This window comes from Pseudomonas sp. No.21 (assembly GCF_054558415.1).
Genome location: NZ_BAAJNO010000003.1, coordinates 358,316 through 378,269, shown reverse-complemented (window position 1 = coordinate 378,269; position 19,954 = coordinate 358,316). Strand labels below are relative to the sequence as shown.

Sequence of the window (19,954 nt, the reverse complement as noted above, 5' to 3'; positions counted from 1 at the left end):
CATCAGCCCTGGTGCAGCGCCCGGTAATGGCTGGGCGCCATGCCCACCACCTTGCGGAACAGCCGCGAGAAGTAATAGACGTCCTCGTAGCCCAGCTGCTCGGCGATCTGGCGGATGCCCTGGTCACCCTCGTCGAGCAGGCGGCAGGCATGGGCCATCTTCAACTGGATGAAATCCTGGATCGGCGCGTGCCCGGTGAGCGCGCGATAGGTCTTGGCGAAGTGGAAGCGCGACAGCTTGAACTGCGCGGCCAGCTGGTCGAGGTTGAGGCTGTCGTGCAGGTGCGCGCGCATCACCGCCTGCACCGCGTCGATGTCCAGCACCCGCCCGGACTTGAGCACCCCGCGCGCCGGCAACACGGCGAGCGAAGTCAGCAGGGTCTGCAACTGGTGCGCGGCATGCACGAAATGCAGCGGGGCGAGACCGTGGCGGCGCAGCCCCAGCAACGCGTCGAAGTCCGCCAGCAGGCGCGGCTGGGCGCCGATGCGGCGCAGGCCGGCAGGCCCCAGCGGGCGCAGGAAATCCTCCACCAGCTCCCCCTCGAAGTGCACCCAGTAGATGCTCCAGGGCCGCTGCGGGTCGGCGCCATAGGCGTGCATGCGCCCACGGGGCAGCAGCAGCAGGTCGCCGCCAACCACGTCGAATCGTCCATCCCCGGTCTCCAGCCAGCCCTGCCCGGCACGGCAGTAGATGAGCAGGTGATCGTCCGGCGCCAGGCGCAGCATGCGGTGCCCGCCGGCTTCCGGATAGAAGCCCAGGGCCAGGGGGTAGCAGCCCGCCGTCAGCGGGTTGCGCGCCAGCATGCGACGCAGGCGCGGTGGCGTGGTGAAGCGCACGCCATTGGCCGGCAGCGGCCAGTTGGAGGTTTCGACGGAGCGGCTCATGGTTGTTCTTGTGTCGGCCTGCAATCACAAGATCGTCCATCCAGGCGACAAGATCGTCAATCCACATCCGCCGTGCACGCCGCTATAACGACAAGAAAACAACAAGACGCCCGGCACGGGTGGAGGACGAGATGACCAAGACGATTGCGCAACTGATCGATGGCGAATGGCGCGACAGCCGCTCCCGCGAACTGATCGAAGTCACCGATCCCGCGACCCAGGCCGTGCTGGCCCTGGCGCCCAAGGCGACGCCCGAGGAAATCGAGGCGGCCATCGCCAGCGCCAAGCAGGCCTTCACCACCTGGCGCGAGGTGCCGGTGCCGGAGCGGGCACGGCTGATGCTGCGCTACCAGCACCTGCTCAAGGAGCACCACGACGAACTGGCCGAGATCCTCGCCAGCGAAACCGGCAAGACCTTCGCCGATGCCAAGGGCGACGTCTGGCGCGGCATCGAGGTGGCCGAGCACGCCGCCAACATCGCCAGCCTGATGATGGGCGAGACGGTGGAGAACGTGGCCCGCGAGATCGACACCGCCAGCTGGATCCAGCCGCTCGGCGTATGCGTCGGCATCACCCCCTTCAACTTCCCGGCGATGATCCCGCTGTGGATGTTTCCCCTGGCCATCGCCTGCGGCAACACCTTCATCCTCAAGCCCTCCGAACAGGACCCGCTGACCCCCAACCGCCTCGCCGAGCTGTTCCTCGAGGCCGGCGCGCCCAAGGGCGTGCTGCAGGTGCTGCACGGCGGCCGCGAACAGGTGGACGCCCTGCTCACCCACCCGGACATCCGCGCCATTTCCTTCGTCGGCTCGGTGCCGGTGGGCCAGCACATCTACCGCACCGGCACCGCGCACCTGAAGCGCGTGCAGGCCTTCGCCGGCGCCAAGAACCACATGGTGGTCATGCCCGACGCCAACAAGGACCAGGTCCTCAGCAACCTGCTGGGCGCCAGTTGCGGCGCCGCCGGCCAGCGCTGCATGGCCATCAGCGTGGCGGTGTTCGTCGGCGCGGCGCGGGAGTGGATCCCCGAGCTGGCCGCGCAGATGGCCGAGCTCAAGCCCGGCCACTGGCAGGACGCCCACGCCGCCTACGGCCCGCTGATCAGCCAGCAGGCCAAGCAGCGCGTGCAGCGGCTGATTGCCGAGGGCAAGGCCGAGGGCGCCGACTGCCTGCTGGATGGCTCCCACTGCGAGGTGGCGGGCTTCCCCGACGGCAACTGGCTGGGTCCGACCCTGTTCCGTGGCGTGACCACGAAGATGGGCCTGTACCGCGAGGAGATCTTCGGCCCGGTGCTGGCCTGCATGGAGGTGGACGACCTCGACGCGGCCATCGAGCTGGTCAACGCCAGCCCCTACGGCAACGGCACCAGCATCTTCACCCGCTCCGGCGGCGCCGCGCGGCACTTCCAGCATGCGGTTGAGGTGGGCCAGGTGGGCATCAACGTGCCGATCCCGGTGCCGCTGCCATTCTTCTCCTTCACCGGCTGGAAGGGCTCCTTCTACGGCGACCTGCATGCCTACGGCAAGCAGGCGGTGCGCTTCTACACCGAGACCAAGACGGTCACCAGCCGCTGGTTCGACGACAGCCCCGTGAGCGGGCCGAACATGACCATTCAGTTGAAGTGAGAAGTGCGTCGGCCCTGTTAGACCAAAAGATGATCTCACCTTAAAAACGAGCGGCGTAAAAGGTTCCCTGCAGAACAACAACAAGGAGAACTGCAATGCGCCGATTGACTGCCACCCTGGCCCTCTGGGCCGGGATCACCGCCTGTGCGCAGGCTGCCGAGCCCATCACCCTGGGGCTCAACTACCCGCGCACCGGCTCATACAAGGAAGAGGGATTGGCGCAGATGCGTGGAGCCCTGCTGGCCATCGACGAAATCAACGCCACCGGCGGTGTGCTCGGCCGGCCCTTGCGCCTGTCCGGCAAGGATTCCGCCTCGCGCCCGGAAAAGGCGGTGAAGAACGTCGACAAGCTGGCCGCCGAAGGCGCGGTGATGCTCTTCGGCGGCGCGTCCAGTGCGGTGGCCATCGCCGCCGGCGAGCGCGCCCGTGACCACGGCCTGCTGTACTTCGGCACCCTCACCTATTCCAACGACACCACCGGCAGGAACGGCCACCGCTACATGTTCCGCGAGTGCAACAACGCCTGGATGAGCGCCAAGGTGCTCGGCCAGTACCTGAACAAGACCCTGCCCGACAAACGCTACTTCTACGTCACTGCCGACTACACCTGGGGCCATACCACCGAGGCCTCGCTGCGCCAGGCCACCGCCAGCGAAGACACTGCCCGTCATGCCGGCGTGCGGGTGCCCTTCCCCGGCGCACGCCTGACCGACTACCAGGACGCCCTGACCCAGGCCGCCGCCAGCGACGCCCAGGTGCTGGCCCTGGTGCTGTTCGGCGAGGACCTGGTGCGCGCCATGCGTATCGCCCGGGACATGGGCCTGACGATGCGCATGCAGATCGTCGCGCCGAACCTCACCCAGGGCATCATCGAGCAGGCCGGTCCCGACCTGATGCAGGGCGTGCTCGGCACCGAGCCCTGGACCTGGCGCGTGCCGGCCCTGGAGAAATCCCAGCGTGGCATGGCCTTCGTCGAAGCCTTCAAGGCGCGCTACCAGATGTACCCCTCCAGCTCCGCCGCCTCGGCCTACAGCATCGTCCAGCAATGGGCCGATGCCGCCAGGCGCAGCGGCAGCCTCGACAGCGAGGCACTGATCAAGGCGCTGGAAGGGCATCGCTACAGCCTGCTGAAGGACGAACAGCAGTGGCGCGCCTTCGATCACCAGAACCTGCAGACGGTCTATGCCGTGCGGGTGAAGACCCGTGAGGAGGTGCTCAAGGACCCGCTCAAGCAGGACTACTTCGAAATCGTCGACCGCCTCGACGCCAGCGCCGCCCTCCCCAGCCTCGCCGACTGGCAGGCCGAACGGCGCGCCGGCAACCAACCCCCGACCTTGCAATGAGACGCCATGGACTTCGAACTCAGTGATGAACAGCGCCTGCTGGTACACAGTGCCGCCGCCTTCACCCGCCACGAACTGGCGCCCAACGCAGCGGACTGGGACCGTGACCACCACTTCCCGGTGGAGGTGATCCGCCGCGCCGCCGAGCAGGGCTACCTGGGTCTGTACATCGCCGAGGACGACGGCGGGCTGGGCCTCTCGCGCCTGTCCGCCTCGCTGATCTTCGAACAACTGGCCGCCGGCTGTGTCGCCACCACCGCCTACCTGACCATCCACAACATGGCCGCCTGGATGCTCGCCTCCTTCGGTGACGCCGAACTCAAGGCGCGCTGGCTGCCGGGGCTGATCAGCGGCGAGCAGCTGGCCTCCTATTGCCTCACCGAGCCGGATGCCGGCTCCGACGCCGCCCACCTGCGCACCCGTGCGCGCCGTGATGGCGAGCACTACGTGCTGGACGGCAGCAAGTGCTTCATCTCCGGGGCCGGCAGCACCCAGGTGCTGATCGTCATGGCGCGCACCGGCGAGGACGGCGCCAAGGGCATCTCCTGCTTCCTGGTACCGGCCGATGCCGAGGGCATCCGCTACGGCCGCAACGAAGACAAGATGGGCTGGCGCGCCCAGCCGACCCGCACCATCGCCTTCGAGGGCGTGCGCATCCCCGCCGGCAACCGCATCGGCCCGGAAGGCCAGGGCTTCGTCTACGCCATGAAGGGTCTGGACGGCGGGCGCCTGAACATCGCCAGCTGCTCCCTGGGCGCGGCCCAGGCGGCGCTGGAACAGAGCCTGCGCTACGTCGAGGAACGCAAGCAGTTCGGCAAGCCCCTGGCCGAGTTCCAGGCCCTGCAGTTCAAGCTCGCCGACATGCTCACCGCGCTCACCGCCAGCCGGCAGATGGTGCGCCTGGCCGCCCATCGCCTGGACCAGCGCCACGCCGAGGCGAGCCTCTACTGCGCCATGGCCAAGCGCTTCGCCACCGACCAGTGCTTCGACATCTGCAACGATGCACTGCAACTCCATGGTGGCTATGGCTATCTGAATGACTACCCTCTGGAACGCTGGGTGCGCGACACCCGCGTCCACCAGATACTCGAAGGCACCAACGAGATCATGCGCGTCATCGTGGCGCGCCGTTTACTGGAACAGGGCGGCACACTCGACCGCCTGCTGTAAGGAGCACTCCATGAGCACTGCCGTAGAGCCGTACCAACCCGGCGTTTTCGACCTGACCCACAAGCTGACCGTGGAGAAGCACGGCCACACCGCGCTGATCACCATCAACCATCCGCCGGCCAACACCTGGGACCGCGACTCGCTGATCGGCCTCAAGCAGGTGATCGAGCACCTCAACCACGACGACGACATCTACGCCCTGGTGGTGACCGGCCAGGGGCCGAAGTTCTTCAGCGCCGGCGCCGACCTCAACCTCTTCGCCGATGGCGACAAGGCCCGCGCCCGCGAGATGGCCCGGCGCTTCGGCGAAGCCTTCGAGACCCTGCGCGACTTCCGTGGCGTATCCATCGCCGCGATCAATGGCTACGCCATGGGCGGCGGCCTGGAATGCGCCCTGGCCTGCGACATCCGCATCGCCGAGCGCCAGTCGATGATGGCCCTGCCCGAGGCCACCGTGGGCCTGCTGCCCTGCGCCGGCGGCACCCAGGCGCTGCCCTGGCTGGTGGGCGAAGGCTGGGCCAAGCGCATGATTCTCTGCGGCGAGCGCGTGGACGCGGAAACCGCCCTGCGCATCGGCCTGGTGGAACAGGTGGTGGACACCGGCGAAGCACGCGGCGCGGCCCTGCTGCTGGCCGCCAAGGTGGCGCGGCAGAGCCCGGTGGCGGTGCGCACCATCAAGCCGCTGATCGAAGGCGCGCGCCAGCGCGGGCCGAACACCTGGCTGCCGGAGGAGCGCGAACGCTTCGTCGACCTGTTCGACGCCGAGGACACCCGCGAAGGCGTCAACGCCTTCCTCGAGAAACGCGACCCGCAATGGCGCAACCGCTGAGCGGCACGCGACGAGCCCCAGGTAGGGAGAAACGATGAATATCCAGTTCGAAGAACGCGTCGGCCTGCACGGCGCCCGCATCGGCATCGCCAGCCTCGACGCCGAGGGCAGCCTCAACGCCCTGAGCCTGCCGATGATCGAGGCCCTCGAGGCGAAGCTGCACCAGTGGCAGGACGATCCGGAAGTCGTCTGCGTGCTGCTGCGCGGCAATGGCCCGCGCGCGTTCTGCGCCGGCGGCGACGTGCGCAAGCTGGTGGAGGCCTGCCGCGAGCATCCTGGCGAGGTGCCGCCGCTGGCGGCGCGCTTCTTCGCCGACGAGTACCGCCTCGACCACCGCATCCACACCTACCCCAAGCCGCTGATCTGCTGGGCCCACGGCCACGTGCTGGGTGGCGGCATGGGCCTGATGCAGGGCGCGTCCATCCGCATCGTCACCCCGTCCAGCCGCCTGGGCATGCCGGAGATCAACATCGGCCTGTACCCGGACGTGGGCGGCAGCTTGTTCCTCGCCCGCCTGCCCGGGCGCCTGGGGCTGTTCCTCGGCCTCACCGCCAGCGCCATCAACGCCCGTGACGCCCTGGACCTGGACCTGGCCGACCGCTTCCTGCTGGACGACCAGCAGGCCGCGCTGCTCGAGGGCCTGGTGCAACTGAACTGGCGCGAGCAACCCGGCGCGCAGCTCACCAGCCTGCTGCAGTCCCTAGAGCACCAGGCCCGCGACCAGCTGCCGGCCGCCCAGTGGCTGCCGCGCCGCGCCCGCATCGACACCCTGCTGGATGTGGCCGACCTGCCGGCCGCCTGGAAGGCCATCACCGCGCTGCAGCACGATGACGACGCCCTCCTCGCCCGCGCCGCCAAGACCCTCGCCGGCGGCTGCCCGCTCACCGCGCACCTGGTCTGGGAGCAGATCCGCCGCGCCCGCTACCTGTCCCTGGGCGATGTCTTCCGCATGGAATACGCCATGAGCCTGAACTGCTGCCGCCACCCGGAATTCCCCGAAGGCGTGCGCGCACGGCTGATCGACAAGGACAACGCACCACGCTGGCACTGGCCCGATGTCGCCGCCATTCCCCGCGCGGTGATCGAGGCGCACTTCGCACCGGTCTGGGATGGCCCGCATCCACTCGCAGCGCTCTAGCCCACTGGCAACGGCCAAGGAGAACAACAATGAAAAAGATCGCCTTCATCGGCCTCGGCAACATGGGCCTGCCGATGGCCCGCAACCTGCTCAAGGCCGGCCATGAACTCAAGGTCTTCGACCTGGTGCAGGCTGCAGTGGACGAACTGGTGGCCGAAGGCGCCAAGGCTGCCAACGACGCCCACGACGCGGTCGCCGGCGTCGACCTGGTGGTGAGCATGCTGCCCGCCAGCCGCCATGTGGAGGGCCTGTACCTGGGCGACGACGGGCTGCTCGCCTTCATCCGCGCCGGCACCCTGGTGCTGGAATGCTCGACCATCTCCCCCGACGCCGCGCGCAAGGTGCATGCCCGGGCCAAGGCGCTGGGCATCGACCTGCTGGACGCGCCGGTCTCCGGCGGCACCGCCGGCGCCGCTGCCGGCACCCTCACCTTCATGGTCGGCGGTGACGGCAGGACCCTGGAGAAGGCCCGGCCGGTGCTGGCGGCCATGGGCAAGAACATCTTCCACGCCGGTCCCGAAGGCGCCGGCCAGGTGGCCAAGGTGTGCAACAACCAGGTGCTGGCGGTGCAGATGATCGCCACCGCCGAAGCCATGGCCCTGGGCGTCGCCAACGGCCTCGACCCCAGCGCGCTGGCGGAGATCATGCGCCAGAGCTCGGGCGGCAACTGGGTGCTGGAGCGCTACAACCCCTGGCCCGGCGTGATGGCCAATGCACCGGCGAGCAACGGCTACCAGGGCGGCTTCATGGCCGAGCTGATGGCCAAGGACCTGGGCCTGGCCCAGGAGGCCGCGCAGCTCACCCAGAACAGCACCCCCATGGGCGCCCTGGCGCTGCAGCTCTACAAGATGCTGCTGAAACAGGGCAAGGGCCGCCAGGACTTCTCGGTGGTGCAGCAGTTGTTCATCGAGCCCGAGGCTTGACCGCTCGCCCCATCTTCGAAGGCTGTTTCTCCCAAACGCAAAAAGGGCCCCGAGGGGCCCTTTTGCATTCCACCGTCGCCTCAGACCAGGGTCAGGGTGACGTCGATGTTGCCGCGGGTGGCGTTGGAGTACGGGCAGACGATGTGGGCCTTGTCGATCAGCTCACGCGCCTGGTCCTTGTCCATGCCCGGCAGGCTGATCTGCAGCTCCACCTCGATGCCGAAACCGGTGGGAATCGCGCCGATGCCGACGATGCCTTCGATGGAGGCGTCCGCCGGGACCGCGTACTTGTCACGGGCTCCGACGAACTTGATCGCGCCGAGGAAGCAGGCCGAGTAGCCGGCGGCGAACAGTTGCTCGGGGTTGGTGCCTGCGCCGCCCGCGCCGCCCAGCTCACGCGGGGTGGTCAGCGAGACGTCGAGGACGCCGTCGGAGGAGATGGCGCGGCCTTCACGGCCACCGGTGGCTTCTGCATAGGCGCGGTACAGGACGTTTTCGATGCTCATGGTGTGTTCCTCGTGAGAGTGATCCGGGTTTATTTGGTTCGCTGTAGATTTGTGCGCTAAGCGATTCCATGGAGCGAACATTAGTGCGCTTTTATTTTGCGCGCAATATTTATTTCAAGAAGAATTGGGAATAGGCCCGCCAGATTCCGGGCATAAGCACGCATGGCGTGGCCTGGCGCCGGGATCGAGGCGCATCGGGGCGAGGGATTGGAGGCGCGAGGCGAGTTCAGCCGAAGCTGCGGACCTTGTTGCGCCCGGAATGCTTGGCGGCGTAGAGCGCCGAGTCCGCGCTCTGGATGAGCGTTTCCGGGAGGTCGCCGGGCCTGGGGATCATGCTGTGGATACCGATGCTCACCGTGACCACCCCCGCCTGGGCGCTGAGGTGTTCGATCTGCTTCATCTCCACGGCCTCGCGTACGCTCTCGGCGATCACCTGGGCGCCGGCCGGCGCGGTGTGCGGCAGGATGATGGCGAATTCCTCGCCACCATAGCGGGCGATGAGGTCGGTCGAGCGGATTTTGATCACCTTCAGCGCCTCGCTCACCGCCTTGAGGCAGAGATCGCCGGCGCGGTGGCCGTAGGTGTCGTTGAACAGCTTGAAGTTGTCGACATCGATCATCAGCAGCGAGATGGGCTGGCGGATGATCGCCGCGCGCTGGAATTCCTCAAAGAGGGTCTTGTCGAACTGCCGCCGATTGGCGATGCCGGTGAGCGCGTCGATGGCGGCCAGTTGCGACAGCTCCTCGTTCTCCAGCTGGATGCTGCGCGCCGCCAGCAGGCGTTCCCGGGTACGTCGCACCAGCACCAGTCCGATGATCACCAGTGCCAGCACCAGCGCCGTCACCAGGGTCACCAGCACCACCGCCTTGTCTCGCCACTCGGTGAGCACTTCGCTCTTCTGCATCGCCGCCACCACCAGCAGCGGGTAGCCGTCCAGCACCCGGTAGGCGTACACGCGCTCACGGCCATCGAGGCTGGAAAGGCCGGAGCCGGTGCCTACCGGCGAGTTCTTCAGGTCATCCATGAACAGCGGGCTGTCGAGCAGGTTGCCGGTGCCCGGCTCCATGAACGGCCGCCGCACCACCAGCGTGCCGTCGTTCTCGGCGAGCAGGATGGCGCCGTTGCGGCCGATGTCGAAGTCCTTGTAGAAGGCGTTGAAATAGCTGATGCGGAGGGTCGCCAGCACCACGCCGTCGAATTCGCCATGCCGGCCGTTGATGCGCCGCGAGATGGGCAGGACCCATTCGCCGGTGGAGCGGCTCTGCACCGGCGAGCTGACCTCGATGTCGCGGCTCACCGAGTTGAGGTGATGCTGGAAGTACTCCTGGTCGGCGTTGCGGGTGGTCGGCGACGGCGGCGCGCTGGTGTAGTGGCTCCAGCGGCCGTCGCGGTCGAACACGTAGATGCCGGACAGCTGCTGGGCCCGCAGCTTGTAGGCGCTGATCAGGCCGTCGATGCCCTGGCGGTCGCCGGCGTCGCGGCTCTCCAGCAGGTAGACCAGGCCGCTGAGGATCAGGTCGGCCTCCTTGATGGTTTCCTCGGCGTGCTGGGAGACCGAGTAGGCGAGGTTGGCGTTGGACTTGTCCGCCTCGGACAGGTAGTGCGCGCGGGAGTCGAGCACCTGGTAGAGATTGACGCCGATGGCCACCGCGCCACCGAACAGGATCAGGAAGTAGGCCAGCCAGAGGGCCAGGCGCGTTCGCAGGAACGGCGCGAGGCGTTTGGCTTCTACTTTCTCCATCCCTCGCTCCTCTATGGGCCGGCAGAACCGGGTGTCTGTCGTTACGGGTGGTTGCGACGGCGTCGGGGCATCAGACAGAAAGCTTAGCCAGCGGTGCCGGGGCAGGCAGAAATGACGCGGCAGGGGCACGGGATCTCAAAGTGCCACTACGGAGGCGCGATGCTACGCGATTGCGCACGGGCGCACACCTTCGCGGGCGGCCAGTGAATGATGAAGATCGGGTGCAGCGGCGTTAGAAGCCGGCGCGAGTCAGCGCCAGGTTGAGCGCCAGCGGATGATGACCCTGGCAATGCAGTACGCCGTGTTCGTCGACCACGCCGAGGCCGAAGGCTTCGTTCGTCTCCTCGAAGAAAAGGAAACCGCCGGGCAGCTCGGCAACCACCAGGACCTGCTCCAGCTCGCCATAACGCAACCGGGGTTGGGCATAGAAGGGAACGCGACAGGCGGCGAACACCACCTGCTGGGCAGGGGAACAGTCGTGCAGCTGCTGGTGGACCAGGTTCTTCAGTTCAGCAGCGGAAATGCTCTGACACGTATCCATGGCGGGTCCGTCCTGTTCTTGTTGGGTAGCCGGGCCTGGCGAAAGGATGATCGACACCGAGGACGAAAATCTAGCAGCCCGGGTGCGCCTTGCCACCCCCATCTGTATCAGGATTCGACGAAAGCACGGGTCGCCTCAACTCTGGGAGAAGCGCGGACCCAGCAGGATGACCAACGCCCCCGCGACGCAGAGCGCCGCACCCAGCCAGTCGCTGGCCAGCGGGCGGGTGCGCTCCACCAGGCCCAGCCAGAGCAGCGAGGTGATGATGTAGATGCCCCCGTAGGCCGCATAGGCGCGCCCGGCGTAGGCCGCCTCGACGCGGGTCAGCAACAGCGCGAAGCACAGCAGGCTGAACAGGCCGGGGGCGATCCACCAGGCGCTGCGGTCCAGGCGCAGCCACATGAAGAACGCGTAGCAGCCGGCGATTTCGAACAGCGCGGCGAGGAAGAACCAGAGGTAGTTGAGCATGGACGATGTCCCCGTCGAATCCGATGGTGCCGTGCGGCGCAGCACGCGCATTCTCTCAGCCGCGCAACGCGCCCTCGCGCTCCCAGGCGCAGCGCACGCGCAGGTTGGCTTCCTGGGGGCTGTGGAAGCCCTGCTCGCTTTCCCAGCGGAAGGTGTGGGTGCCGTTGAGTTCGGTTTCCAGGTGCACCACCGCGCTGCCCCAGTAGAGTTGCTTGAGCAGGGCCTCGAACTGCTGCACCCAGAGGTTCCACTCGTACTCCACCGCGGCGTAGCTGGCACCGAAATGGATCACCTGGGTCTGGTAGAGCCCCTGCCCGGGGTGGACGCTGAAGGAGAACATCTCGCGCCCGAGGAAGGGCCAGATGTCGCCGGCGGGCAGGCTTTCGATCACACGGCGGTTGGTCGCGCGACGCAGTTGCCGCACCTCGTCGTCGTCCGACGGCCAGTCACGGATGCAGCCATAGACGATGGATTCAGAGTCCACGCGAGCACTCCAGGAAAACAGTGGCAGCCTTCTATCACAGGGCTGCCAGGCAGGAAAGGAATTGCCGCCGATTTCCGCGATCAGGCCTTGCGGCGCCCCAGCAACCAGGCCAGCACGCACATGGTCACCGCCAGGCCGGTGAAGACCATGAAGGGCAACCGGTAGTTGCCCCCCAGGTCGCGGCCGAGGCCGGCGAGCACCGGCGTCAGGCTGCCCAGGCTGTACCCGGCGAAGAGCATCATCGCCGTCCAGCGGCTCACCGCCAGCGAGGTGTGCACCTCATAGAGCGGCAGCACCATGGACAGCGCGAAGGAGCCGGACAGTCCCAGCCCCAGCAGCACCGCCCAGACCTCGGGGTACAGGCCGGGGGCGAAGGTGATCATCCCCAGGCACAGCGAGCTGGTGATGCCGCAGCCGAGCAGCAGCGAGTAGCGATTGTCGTAGCGCTGGGCCAGCCACGGCAGGATGAAAGCACTGGGCAGCCCCACCAGCATGAACAGGCTGAACAGGCTGTTGCTGCGCAGCACGCTGAAGCCGGCCTCGTGGTAGCGCGCCACCAGCCAGGTGGTGAGGGCGTAGAACAGCCCGGCCTGGATGGCGAAGAAGGCGGTGATCAGCCAGGCGCGCGGCTCGCCCCAGGGCAGCCCGCCGGAGCCACCGGCCTCGCTGGCCGTCTCCGCGCGGTTGGGCAGGAACAGCCAGAGCACGGTCGCCGCCAGCGCCGGCAAGGCCCAGAACGCCAGGCCCATCGACCACTGGTTGGCCAGCGCCTGGGTCACCGGCTCGGTGAGTACCGCGCCGGACGCGCCACCGATCGTCATGCTCAGGGAATACCAGGCGACCACCCGGCCGACCCGGTCATGGAAGTGGCGCTTGATGAAGCCCGACACCAATGGCCCGGCAATGGCGATGCCGGCCCCCAGCAGCACCGCGCTGCCGATCAGCACCGCGCTGGCGTGACCGGCGACGCGCACGCCGCAGGCGATGACGATGAGCAGCAGGCACAGGGCGATCACCCGCTCCAGGCCGAAGCGCATGGCCAGGCGCGGCGCCAGGGGCGCCAGCAGGCCCATGCACAGCACCGGCAGCGCGGTGGTGAGGCTGATCAGGCCACGGCTTAGGTCGAGTTCGCTGGCGATGCGTTCGATCAAGGGAGCGAGGGAGGTGATGCCGGGGCGCAGGTTGATCGCCGCCAGCACCAGAGCCAGCATGAAAAGGGCTCGGGAAGCAGGTTTCACAGACAGTCCAGAAGGTCGTCGGCATCTACGCCGGGGGGTGCAACCCTACTCTGCGAAAGCGCAGCCGGGCAAGACGTCGGCACGCATAATCTGACCGAGCGGACAGAAAATCATCCCCCCCCGGGTGGAACCCAGCGGGCGAGAAAGCCGGCTCCACGGGCTGTGGAGCCGGGTCGGGCGGGCTCAGGCCTGCTGGCGGCCCTTCGCGCGCATCTTGTCCGACATGCTGGCCATCTCGTCGTAGAGCATCTGCGGGTTCTTCTGCTTCACCGCCCAGGCCATGCGGCCCTGCTCGTGGGGCAGGATCATGAAGGTGCCGGCAGCCACTTCGTCGTAGATGTAGTCGGCGATATCGGCAGCGCTGATCGGCGAGCTTTCCAGCAGCTTGCCCACCTGTTGCTTCATGGCCGGGGTCGGGCCACGGAAGGAGTCCAGCAGGTTGGTCTGGAAGAACGACGGGCAGACCACGTGGACGCCGATGCCTTCCTGCTTGAGCTCGATCAGCAGGCTTTCCGACAGCGCCACCACACCGGCCTTGGCCACGTTGTAGTTGCTCATCGCCGGGCCCTGCATCAACGCCGCCATGGAGGCGATGTTGACGATGCGGCCCTTGCTGCGCTGCAGCAGCGGCAGGAAGGCCTTGCAGCCCTTGACCACGCCCATCAGGTTGATCGCGATCTGCCAGTCCCAGTCCTCCAGGGACAGTTCCTCGAAGAAGCCGCCGGAGGCGACACCCGCGTTGTTGACGATGATGTCGATGCCGCCGAGCTTCTGCTCGCAGGCCTGGGCGAAGGCGGTGAGCTGGCTGTAGTCGCGCACGTCGCAGCGCTGGGTGAAGCCGTCGCCGCCCGCTTCGCGAACCAGTGCCAGGGTTTCCGCGAGCCCGGGCTCATTGACGTCGGAAAGGGCCAGCTTGCTGCCTTCGCGGGCCCAGCGCAGGGCGATCTCACGGCCCAGACCGGAGCCAGCGCCGGTGATCATGATGCGGTTCTGCATGGTGAGGTTGCCTTCTTGGTATGTGCGTTGGTGCCCGCAGTTTAGCGAGGCACCCTGCACCGCAGCGCGAAATCAGGGCGCTGAATGACGGGGGCAAATCAATGCATCGACGCCTTGCGCAGCCCCTCGCCAGGCGCTAGCGCGAACGACGCAGCACGCGCGCCAGGAGAAGGCCGTAAACGAGCAGGTTGAGCCCGACGACGATGCCGCCGAGCCAGAGCTGGATGCCCGGCGTCAGGCCCGCCGGGTAGATCACCGGCAGCACGTGGTGCTCGATGAAGCCGCCCTGGTAGCCCTGCTCACCGGCCGCGCGGCGCAGCGCATTCTCCAGCGGCGTGAGCGGGCAGATCAGGTGCAGCCATTCGACGGTCACGCCCCAGCAGGCGGCGGGCAGGTGCACAAGCGCCAGCCTCGGCCAGCGCAGCACCAGCAGCCCCCCCAGCAGGACGAAGACGATGAACCCCAGGTGGAAGAGCACCACCGCGTCCGCGGCGATCCGGTAGAGCATCCTGCTGCCTCCGTGTCATCTGGCCACCCTAACTTCCGATAGTCGGCAAGCCATTGTTTTTGCTGGTCAAAAGCGCCCACGCAAGAATCTTTCATGAACCTTTGCAAATCAGGCGAAGTCGGAATCTACAGGAGCGGCCACAGGTTTTGCATGCAGCGATGCACGCGCCGTGCGGCCGCACCGGGACGTCCAAGAACAAGGTCCATAGAAGGAGTTCCACCATGGGTATCAGTACCATTCTGCTCGTCATCCTGATCCTGCTGCTCATTGGCGGCCTGCCGGTGTTCCCCCACTCCCGTGGCTGGGGTTACGGCCCCTCGGGCATCATCGGTACCCTGCTGATCATCCTGCTGGTGCTGATGATACTGGGCAGGATCTGACGACCGCTCTCTCACGGGCCACGTTGGCGGATGTGGTCTGTGGGGCGAGCGACCTCCCCCACTGCTCTCTTCACCCCCTTCCCTCGCAAGCCCTTTGCCGCACTCGCAAATCATCGGCACCTCTCGCCACCCCATCCCTGAACGAGCGTCCTCGCAGGCGGCCCCTGTCGCCCCTGGCCAGACCGCGCGCCAAACAAAAAGGGCAGCCCGAAGGCTGCCCAATGTGCACGGAGTCTTGCGTGGATCAGTGGGCGACGGCGCCGCTGGCCCCCAGGCCGGTCTGCGAACGGACGAACTGCGGGAAGAAGCGTGCGCGCTCCTCGTCTGCAGCGGCGGACTTGTCGGTGATGGAGAAGAACCAGATACCCACGAAGGCCACCAGGATCGAGAACAGCGCCGGGTACTCATAGGGGTAGATGGCTTCGGCATGGCCGAGGATCTGCACCCAGATGGTCGGGCCGAGGATCATCAGGCCAACCGCGGTGACCAGGCCCAGCCAGCCGCCGATCATGGCGCCACGGGTGGTCAGCTTCTTCCAGTACATGGAGAGGATCAGCACCGGGAAGTTGCAGCTCGCCGCGATGGAGAAGGCCAGGCCGACCATGAAGGCGATGTTCTGCTTCTCGAACAGGATGCCCAGGCCAATGGCCAGGACGCCGAGCGCGACGGTGGTGATCTTCGATACGCGCAGCTCATCCTTCTCGTTGGCCTTGCCTTTCTTGAACACCGAGGCGTAAAGGTCGTGGGAGACCGCCGAGGCACCGGCCAGGGTCAGGCCGGCGACCACCGCGAGGATGGTGGCGAAGGCCACGGCCGAGATGAAGCCGAGGAACAGGCTGCCGCCCACGGCGTTGGCCAGGTGCACCGCTGCCATGTTGTTGCCGCCCAGCAGTGCGCCGGTGGCGTCCTTGAAGTCCGGGTTGGTGCTGACCAGCAGGATCGCGCCGAAGCCGATGATGAAGGTCAGGATGTAGAAGTAGCCGATGAAGCCGGTGGCGAAGAACACCGATTTACGGGCTTCCTTGGCATCGCTGACGGTGAAGAAGCGCATCAGGATGTGCGGCAGGCCGGCGGTGCCGAACATCAGCGCCAGGCCGAGGGAGATCGCCGAGATCGGGTCCTTGACCAGGCCGCCGGGGCTCATGATGGCCTCGCCTTTCGGGTGGACCTTGATGGCCTCGCTGAACAGCATGCCGATGTCGAAGTTGACGTGCTTGAGCACCATGATCGCCATGAAGGAGGCACCGGACAGCAGCATCACCGCCTTGATGATCTGCACCCAGGTGGTGGCCAGCATGCCGCCGAACAGCACGTACAGCACCATCAGCACGCCGACAAGCACCACGGCCACGTGGTAGTTCAGGCCGAACAGCAGCTCGATCAGCTTGCCGGCACCGACCATCTGCGCGATCAGGTAGAAAGCCACCACCACCAGCGAACCGCAGGCGGACAGGGTGCGGATTTCCTTCTGCTTGAGGCGGTAGGAGGCAACGTCGGCGAAGGTGTACTTGCCCAGGTTGCGCAGGCGCTCGGCGATCAGGAAGAGGATCACCGGCCAGCCGACGAGGAAGCCGATCGAGTAGATCAGGCCGTCGTAGCCGGAGGTGTAGACCAGGGCGGAAATACCCAGGAAGGACGCCGCGGACATGTAGTCACCGGCGATCGCCAGGCCGTTCTGGAAACCGGTGATGCTGCCGCCGGCGGTGTAGAAGTCGGCGGTCGACTTGCTGCGCTTGGACGCCCAGTAGGTGATGTAGAGGGTGAAGCCGACGAAGGCCACGAACATGACGATGGCGGAAACGTTCAGCGGCTGGCGCTGCACGTCGCCTTCCAGCGCGCCGGCGGCCCACAGGGCCGGGGCCACGGCCATCAGGCCGACGATGCCGCAGATGGAGAGAATGCGCGCGATCATTGCTGCGCCTCCTTCAGGACTTCACGGTTCAGGCGGTCGAACTCGCCATTGGCGCGGCGCACGTAGATGCCGGTGAGCACGAAGGCGGAGACGATCAGGCCGACACCGATCGGGATGCCCCAGGTGATGGAGGAGCCCGGGCTGAGCTTGGTGCCGAGTACCTGGGGCTCGAAGGCGATGAGCAGGATGAAGGCCAGGTACAGGCCCAGCATGATGGCGGAGAGAATCCAGGCGAAGCGTTCGCGCTTGGCGACCAACTCCTGGAAGCGCGGATTCTCGTGAATCCGCTGGTAGATGCTGTCGTTCATTGTTGTTGTCCTCTACACAGCACGTTAGTGGTGAAAACAACTCTAGAACGCTCGTACACAGGCAACAGACGACCTTAGTCGTAGCGCCGGCGCTTTCTCGACCAAGGTCGTAGGTGACTCATAAAGCGAATCTATCAGCACCATCTCCAATACAAACTTCCTTGCATGGATGAGCCCACCTAATCTGCACGCAACCAGGAATCATTCCCATCTGAGGGGAGGCCCATCATGCTCAAGACCGTCACCTTCACCGTCATGCACTTCGCCATCGCCTTCAGCGTCGCCTACGCACTCACCGGCAGCGTGGCCATCGGCGGGCTGGTGGCCATCGTCGAGCCACTGGTCAACTCCGTGGGCTTCCACTTCCACGAAAAACTCTGGAAGCGCTTCGAGAAGACCAAGGCCGAAGGCACCGGCACGCGGCGGCACACCTGGCTGCACCAGCACGCCTGACGTGGGCGGCGGCCCAGTAATGCGCTGAAACCAGTTCACAGGGGGTCAGCGCATTCCTACCGAACCCTTGAATCCGCTAAGATGCGCGGCTTTGTCGCCACGCGCACCTAGCCCAATGAGCCCGACCAGCCGATTCCCCGTTCTGCCCTACCTGCTTGCCTCGATCGCCGCCCTGTTGCTGCTCGCCGCCCTCTGGTACGGCCAGGGCAAGCCGGTGATCCTGCCTGACGCGGCGACCCCGACGCACAAGCTCCAATGCGCCTCCTACAGCCCGTTCGACAAGGACCAGTCGCCCTTCGACCAGCCCTTCGTCCTGCGCCCCGAGCGCATGGACGCGGACCTGGAACTGCTCGCCACCCGTTTCCATTGCGTGCGCACCTACTCCATGACCGGCCTCGAGGCCATCCCGGAGCTGGCTCGCAAGCACGGCCTGAAGCTGATGCTCGGCGCCTGGGTCAACGGCAACCCGGTGGACACCGGCAAGGAAATCGATGCGTTGATCAAGGCCGCCAACGCCAACCCCGACGTGGTCGAGGCGGTGATCGTCGGCAACGAGACCCTGCTGCGCAAGGAAGTCACCGGCGCCCAGCTGGCCAGGCTGATTGGCCAGGTGAAGGCCCAGGTCCAGCAGCCGGTCACCTATGCGGACGTGTGGGAGTTCTGGCTCAAGCACCCCGAGGTCGCCCCGGCCGTGGACTTCCTCACCATCCACCTGCTGCCCTACTGGGAAGACGACCCGGCCGGCATCGACGAGGCACTGGCACACGTGCGGGACATCCGCGAGGAGTTCGGCAAGCGCTTCGCCCCCAAGGACATCATGATCGGCGAGACCGGCTGGCCCAGCGAAGGCCGCCAGCGCGAGACCGCCCTGCCCAGCCGCGTCAACGAAGCCCTGTTCATCCGTGGCTTCGTGCACATGGCCGAGGAGAACGGCTGGCGCTACAACCTGATCGAAGCCTTCGACCAGCCCTGGAAGCGCGAGAGCGAAGGCGCCGTCGGCGGCTACTGGGGGCTGTTCAGCGCCGACCGCACGGAAAAGGGCGTGCTCGCCGGCCCCGTCTCCAACCTGCCGAACTGGCCGCTGTGGCTGGGTGTCAGCGGGCTGATCTTCGTCTTCACCCTGGCCCTGGCCGGGCGCCCCGCCTCCAGCCGCGCCGCCCTGCTGCTGCCCCTGCTGGCCGCGCTCGGCGCCGGCTGCATCGGCATGTGGGCGGAACTGGCGCGCATCACCGCCCGCTTCGCCGGGGAATGGGCCTGGGCGGCCTTCATCGTCGGCCTCAACCTGGTGGTGCTGGCCCATGGCGCCCTGGCCCTGTCGACCCGTGAAGGTGTCCGTGGCCGCCTGTTCGCCTGGCTCGACGCCCGCGCCGCCTGGTGGCTGTGCGCCGCCGGCTTCGCCGGTGCCGTGCTGATGCTGGCCCTGGTGTTCGACGCCCGCTACCGCAGCTTCCCCAGCGCCGCGCTGCTGCTGCCGGCGGTGGTCTACCTGTGCCGCCCGGTGAAGGCGCCGCGTCGCGAGATCGCCCTGCTGGCGCTGTTCGTCGGCCTGGGCATCATCCCGCAGCTGGTCGAGGAGACCCTGGGCAACATCCAGGCGATCGGCTGGGCCGCCACCGCCCTGCTGCTGACCCTCGCCCTGGTACGCAGCCTGCGCCTCGGCCGCTAAGCCGGATGCAACGAAAAAGGGATGCCTCGGCATCCCTTTTTCATTGCCCGCGAAAACCGGTTCGCCTCCGTGAGAGCGGTTTCAACCGCGATGCAGCGGGCAGGGCATTTCGCGAATGAGTTCGCTCCCACGGTAACGCCCCAGGGCATCCCGCACACAAACACCGGGTTGCACCCGACCTACAGGCTCACCCACGCAATGCAGGGGCGACTTCAGTCGCCAAGCAGGCCGCAGGGCTGCCACTGCAGGGTGCCTCCAGCAGCACCGACTGGTGGATGAGAAGAGCGCCATCCACCCTACACAGCCCGACGCAAAGAAGCCGACGAACCCGGCCCTGTCGCCCCCGACCCACAGCCGAAAAAAAGGACGCCGAAGCGTCCTTTTTCCATCCCGCACCGAGGGTTCAGGCGATGCTAAGCCCACCACGCGGGGCGCGCACCAGACGCAGGGCGGCGATGACGATGGCGAACACGCCGAGGCTGGCGCTGTAGAGGACCAGGGCCGGCAAGGCGAAGAGCATGGCGGCCACACCCAGGCCCCAACCGGCGCGGCCGGGCACGAAGAAGGCGATCAGCGACAGCACCAGGGCGCTCCAGGCGATGACGCGGAAATGGATCAGCAGGCCGAGGCCGGCGCGCAGTTCGCACTCCCAGCGCTGGGCGTTCTCGGCGCACAGGCCGACCCACTGGCCGTCCTCCATGAGTGCGTAGCGCAGGCCATAGCTGGCCGCCAGCCAGAGCGACAGGACCACCAGCAGGATGATCAGGGGCAGACGGCGTGACATGGTTCTCTCCGAAGAATTGAAAGCGGCGCCAAGGATAAACGCACGCTCGCCTTATGC

21 protein-coding genes are annotated in these 19,954 nt (G+C 66.8%); 9 read left to right on the top strand and 12 right to left on the bottom strand.

Translation table 11 applies throughout. From position 1 onward, the window contains the following. Window positions 1–2 precede the first annotated feature (2 nt). Window positions 3–884 (bottom strand): AraC family transcriptional regulator, encoded by an 882-nt coding sequence (locus tag ACYJSS_RS07635; RefSeq protein ID WP_111260495.1) that lies wholly within the window; start codon window positions 882–884, stop codon window positions 3–5. 131 nt (window positions 885–1,015) lie between these two features. On the opposite strand from ACYJSS_RS07635, the gene ACYJSS_RS07630 reads away from it, so the two are divergent. The 6 genes from ACYJSS_RS07630 (at window position 1,016) to mmsB (ending at window position 7,912) form a co-directional block, all read left to right on the top strand. Beyond that, the gene (locus ACYJSS_RS07630) at window positions 1,016–2,509 is read left to right on the top strand and encodes a CoA-acylating methylmalonate-semialdehyde dehydrogenase (RefSeq protein WP_236204482.1); all 1,494 of its coding nucleotides are present in this window, start codon (window positions 1,016–1,018) and stop codon (window positions 2,507–2,509) included. Between the two features lie 95 nt (window positions 2,510–2,604). Next, a complete protein-coding gene (locus ACYJSS_RS07625; protein ID WP_111260493.1) occupies window positions 2,605–3,852 on the top strand; it encodes an ABC transporter substrate-binding protein in 1,248 nt (415 codons plus the stop codon). Window positions 3,853–3,858: 6 nt separating this feature from the next. Then, window positions 3,859–5,022 carry an isobutyryl-CoA dehydrogenase gene (locus ACYJSS_RS07620; RefSeq protein WP_111260492.1) on the top strand — a complete coding sequence of 388 codons (1,164 nt, stop codon included), beginning with the start codon at window positions 3,859–3,861 and terminating at the stop codon, window positions 5,020–5,022. A gap of 10 nt (window positions 5,023–5,032) precedes the next feature. Continuing rightward, complete coding sequence (locus tag ACYJSS_RS07615; protein WP_236204483.1) at window positions 5,033–5,851, top strand: enoyl-CoA hydratase; 819 nt, start codon at window positions 5,033–5,035, stop codon at window positions 5,849–5,851. Between the two features lie 34 nt (window positions 5,852–5,885). After that, window positions 5,886–6,989 (top strand): enoyl-CoA hydratase/isomerase family protein, encoded by a 1,104-nt coding sequence (locus ACYJSS_RS07610; RefSeq protein ID WP_236204484.1) that lies wholly within the window; start codon window positions 5,886–5,888, stop codon window positions 6,987–6,989. A 29-nt stretch (window positions 6,990–7,018) separates the two neighbouring features. Continuing rightward, window positions 7,019–7,912 carry a 3-hydroxyisobutyrate dehydrogenase gene (mmsB, locus tag ACYJSS_RS07605; RefSeq protein ID WP_111260489.1) on the top strand — a complete coding sequence of 298 codons (894 nt, stop codon included), beginning with the start codon at window positions 7,019–7,021 and terminating at the stop codon, window positions 7,910–7,912. A gap of 80 nt (window positions 7,913–7,992) precedes the next feature. On the opposite strand, the gene ACYJSS_RS07600 is transcribed toward mmsB, so the two are convergent. The 8 genes from ACYJSS_RS07600 to ACYJSS_RS07565 form a co-directional block, all read right to left on the bottom strand. Then, window positions 7,993–8,418, bottom strand: a complete 426-nt coding sequence (locus ACYJSS_RS07600; RefSeq protein WP_111260488.1) for an organic hydroperoxide resistance protein — start codon at window positions 8,416–8,418, stop codon at window positions 7,993–7,995. A 226-nt stretch (window positions 8,419–8,644) separates the two neighbouring features. Further along, on the bottom strand, window positions 8,645–10,159 hold the full coding sequence (locus tag ACYJSS_RS07595; RefSeq protein WP_236204485.1) for a sensor domain-containing diguanylate cyclase: 1,515 nt from the start codon (window positions 10,157–10,159) through the stop codon (window positions 8,645–8,647). A gap of 232 nt (window positions 10,160–10,391) precedes the next feature. Then, window positions 10,392–10,700 carry a hypothetical protein gene (locus ACYJSS_RS07590; RefSeq protein ID WP_111260486.1) on the bottom strand — a complete coding sequence of 103 codons (309 nt, stop codon included), beginning with the start codon at window positions 10,698–10,700 and terminating at the stop codon, window positions 10,392–10,394. Window positions 10,701–10,835: 135 nt separating this feature from the next. Then, window positions 10,836–11,168: a YnfA family protein gene (locus ACYJSS_RS07585; protein ID WP_111260485.1), complete on the bottom strand. Its 333-nt coding sequence runs from the start codon at window positions 11,166–11,168 to the stop codon at window positions 10,836–10,838. A gap of 55 nt (window positions 11,169–11,223) precedes the next feature. Next, entirely contained in the window at window positions 11,224–11,652 is a 429-nt protein-coding gene (locus ACYJSS_RS07580) for a hypothetical protein (protein ID WP_236204486.1), read from the bottom strand. A gap of 80 nt (window positions 11,653–11,732) precedes the next feature. Next, the gene (locus tag ACYJSS_RS07575) at window positions 11,733–12,863 is read right to left on the bottom strand and encodes an MFS transporter (RefSeq protein ID WP_236204487.1); all 1,131 of its coding nucleotides are present in this window, start codon (window positions 12,861–12,863) and stop codon (window positions 11,733–11,735) included. Between the two features lie 210 nt (window positions 12,864–13,073). After that, window positions 13,074–13,886: an SDR family oxidoreductase gene (locus tag ACYJSS_RS07570; protein WP_111260482.1), complete on the bottom strand. Its 813-nt coding sequence runs from the start codon at window positions 13,884–13,886 to the stop codon at window positions 13,074–13,076. A 136-nt stretch (window positions 13,887–14,022) separates the two neighbouring features. Continuing rightward, window positions 14,023–14,394 carry a DUF2784 domain-containing protein gene (locus ACYJSS_RS07565; RefSeq protein ID WP_111260481.1) on the bottom strand — a complete coding sequence of 124 codons (372 nt, stop codon included), beginning with the start codon at window positions 14,392–14,394 and terminating at the stop codon, window positions 14,023–14,025. Between the two features lie 221 nt (window positions 14,395–14,615). Here ACYJSS_RS07565 and ACYJSS_RS07560 point away from each other — a divergent pair, with 221 nt between their 5' ends. Further along, window positions 14,616–14,774: a DUF3309 family protein gene (locus ACYJSS_RS07560; protein WP_021221276.1), complete on the top strand. Its 159-nt coding sequence runs from the start codon at window positions 14,616–14,618 to the stop codon at window positions 14,772–14,774. 244 nt (window positions 14,775–15,018) lie between these two features. Here the strand turns inward: ACYJSS_RS07560 and ACYJSS_RS07555 are convergent, their stop codons facing one another. Together ACYJSS_RS07555 and ACYJSS_RS07550 are read right to left on the bottom strand one after the other, a co-directional pair. Continuing rightward, the gene (locus ACYJSS_RS07555) at window positions 15,019–16,686 is read right to left on the bottom strand and encodes a cation acetate symporter (protein WP_111260480.1); all 1,668 of its coding nucleotides are present in this window, start codon (window positions 16,684–16,686) and stop codon (window positions 15,019–15,021) included. After that, window positions 16,683–16,994 carry a DUF485 domain-containing protein gene (locus ACYJSS_RS07550; protein WP_021221278.1) on the bottom strand — a complete coding sequence of 104 codons (312 nt, stop codon included), beginning with the start codon at window positions 16,992–16,994 and terminating at the stop codon, window positions 16,683–16,685. Before ACYJSS_RS07550 ends, ACYJSS_RS07555 begins: the two co-directional genes overlap by 4 nt. 228 nt (window positions 16,995–17,222) lie before the next feature. Between ACYJSS_RS07550 and ACYJSS_RS07545 the strand changes: the two genes are divergently transcribed. Further along, on the top strand, window positions 17,223–17,447 hold the full coding sequence (locus tag ACYJSS_RS07545; RefSeq protein ID WP_236204488.1) for a DUF2061 domain-containing protein: 225 nt from the start codon (window positions 17,223–17,225) through the stop codon (window positions 17,445–17,447). A 115-nt stretch (window positions 17,448–17,562) separates the two neighbouring features. Next, entirely contained in the window at window positions 17,563–19,113 is a 1,551-nt protein-coding gene (locus tag ACYJSS_RS07540) for a glycoside hydrolase family 17 protein (RefSeq protein ID WP_236204489.1), read from the top strand. Window positions 19,114–19,516: 403 nt separating this feature from the next. Here ACYJSS_RS07540 and ACYJSS_RS07535 read toward each other — a convergent pair whose 3' ends face one another. Then, the gene (locus ACYJSS_RS07535; protein WP_111260477.1) at window positions 19,517–19,897 is read right to left on the bottom strand and encodes a hypothetical protein; all 381 of its coding nucleotides are present in this window, start codon (window positions 19,895–19,897) and stop codon (window positions 19,517–19,519) included. Window positions 19,898–19,954 lie beyond the last annotated feature (57 nt).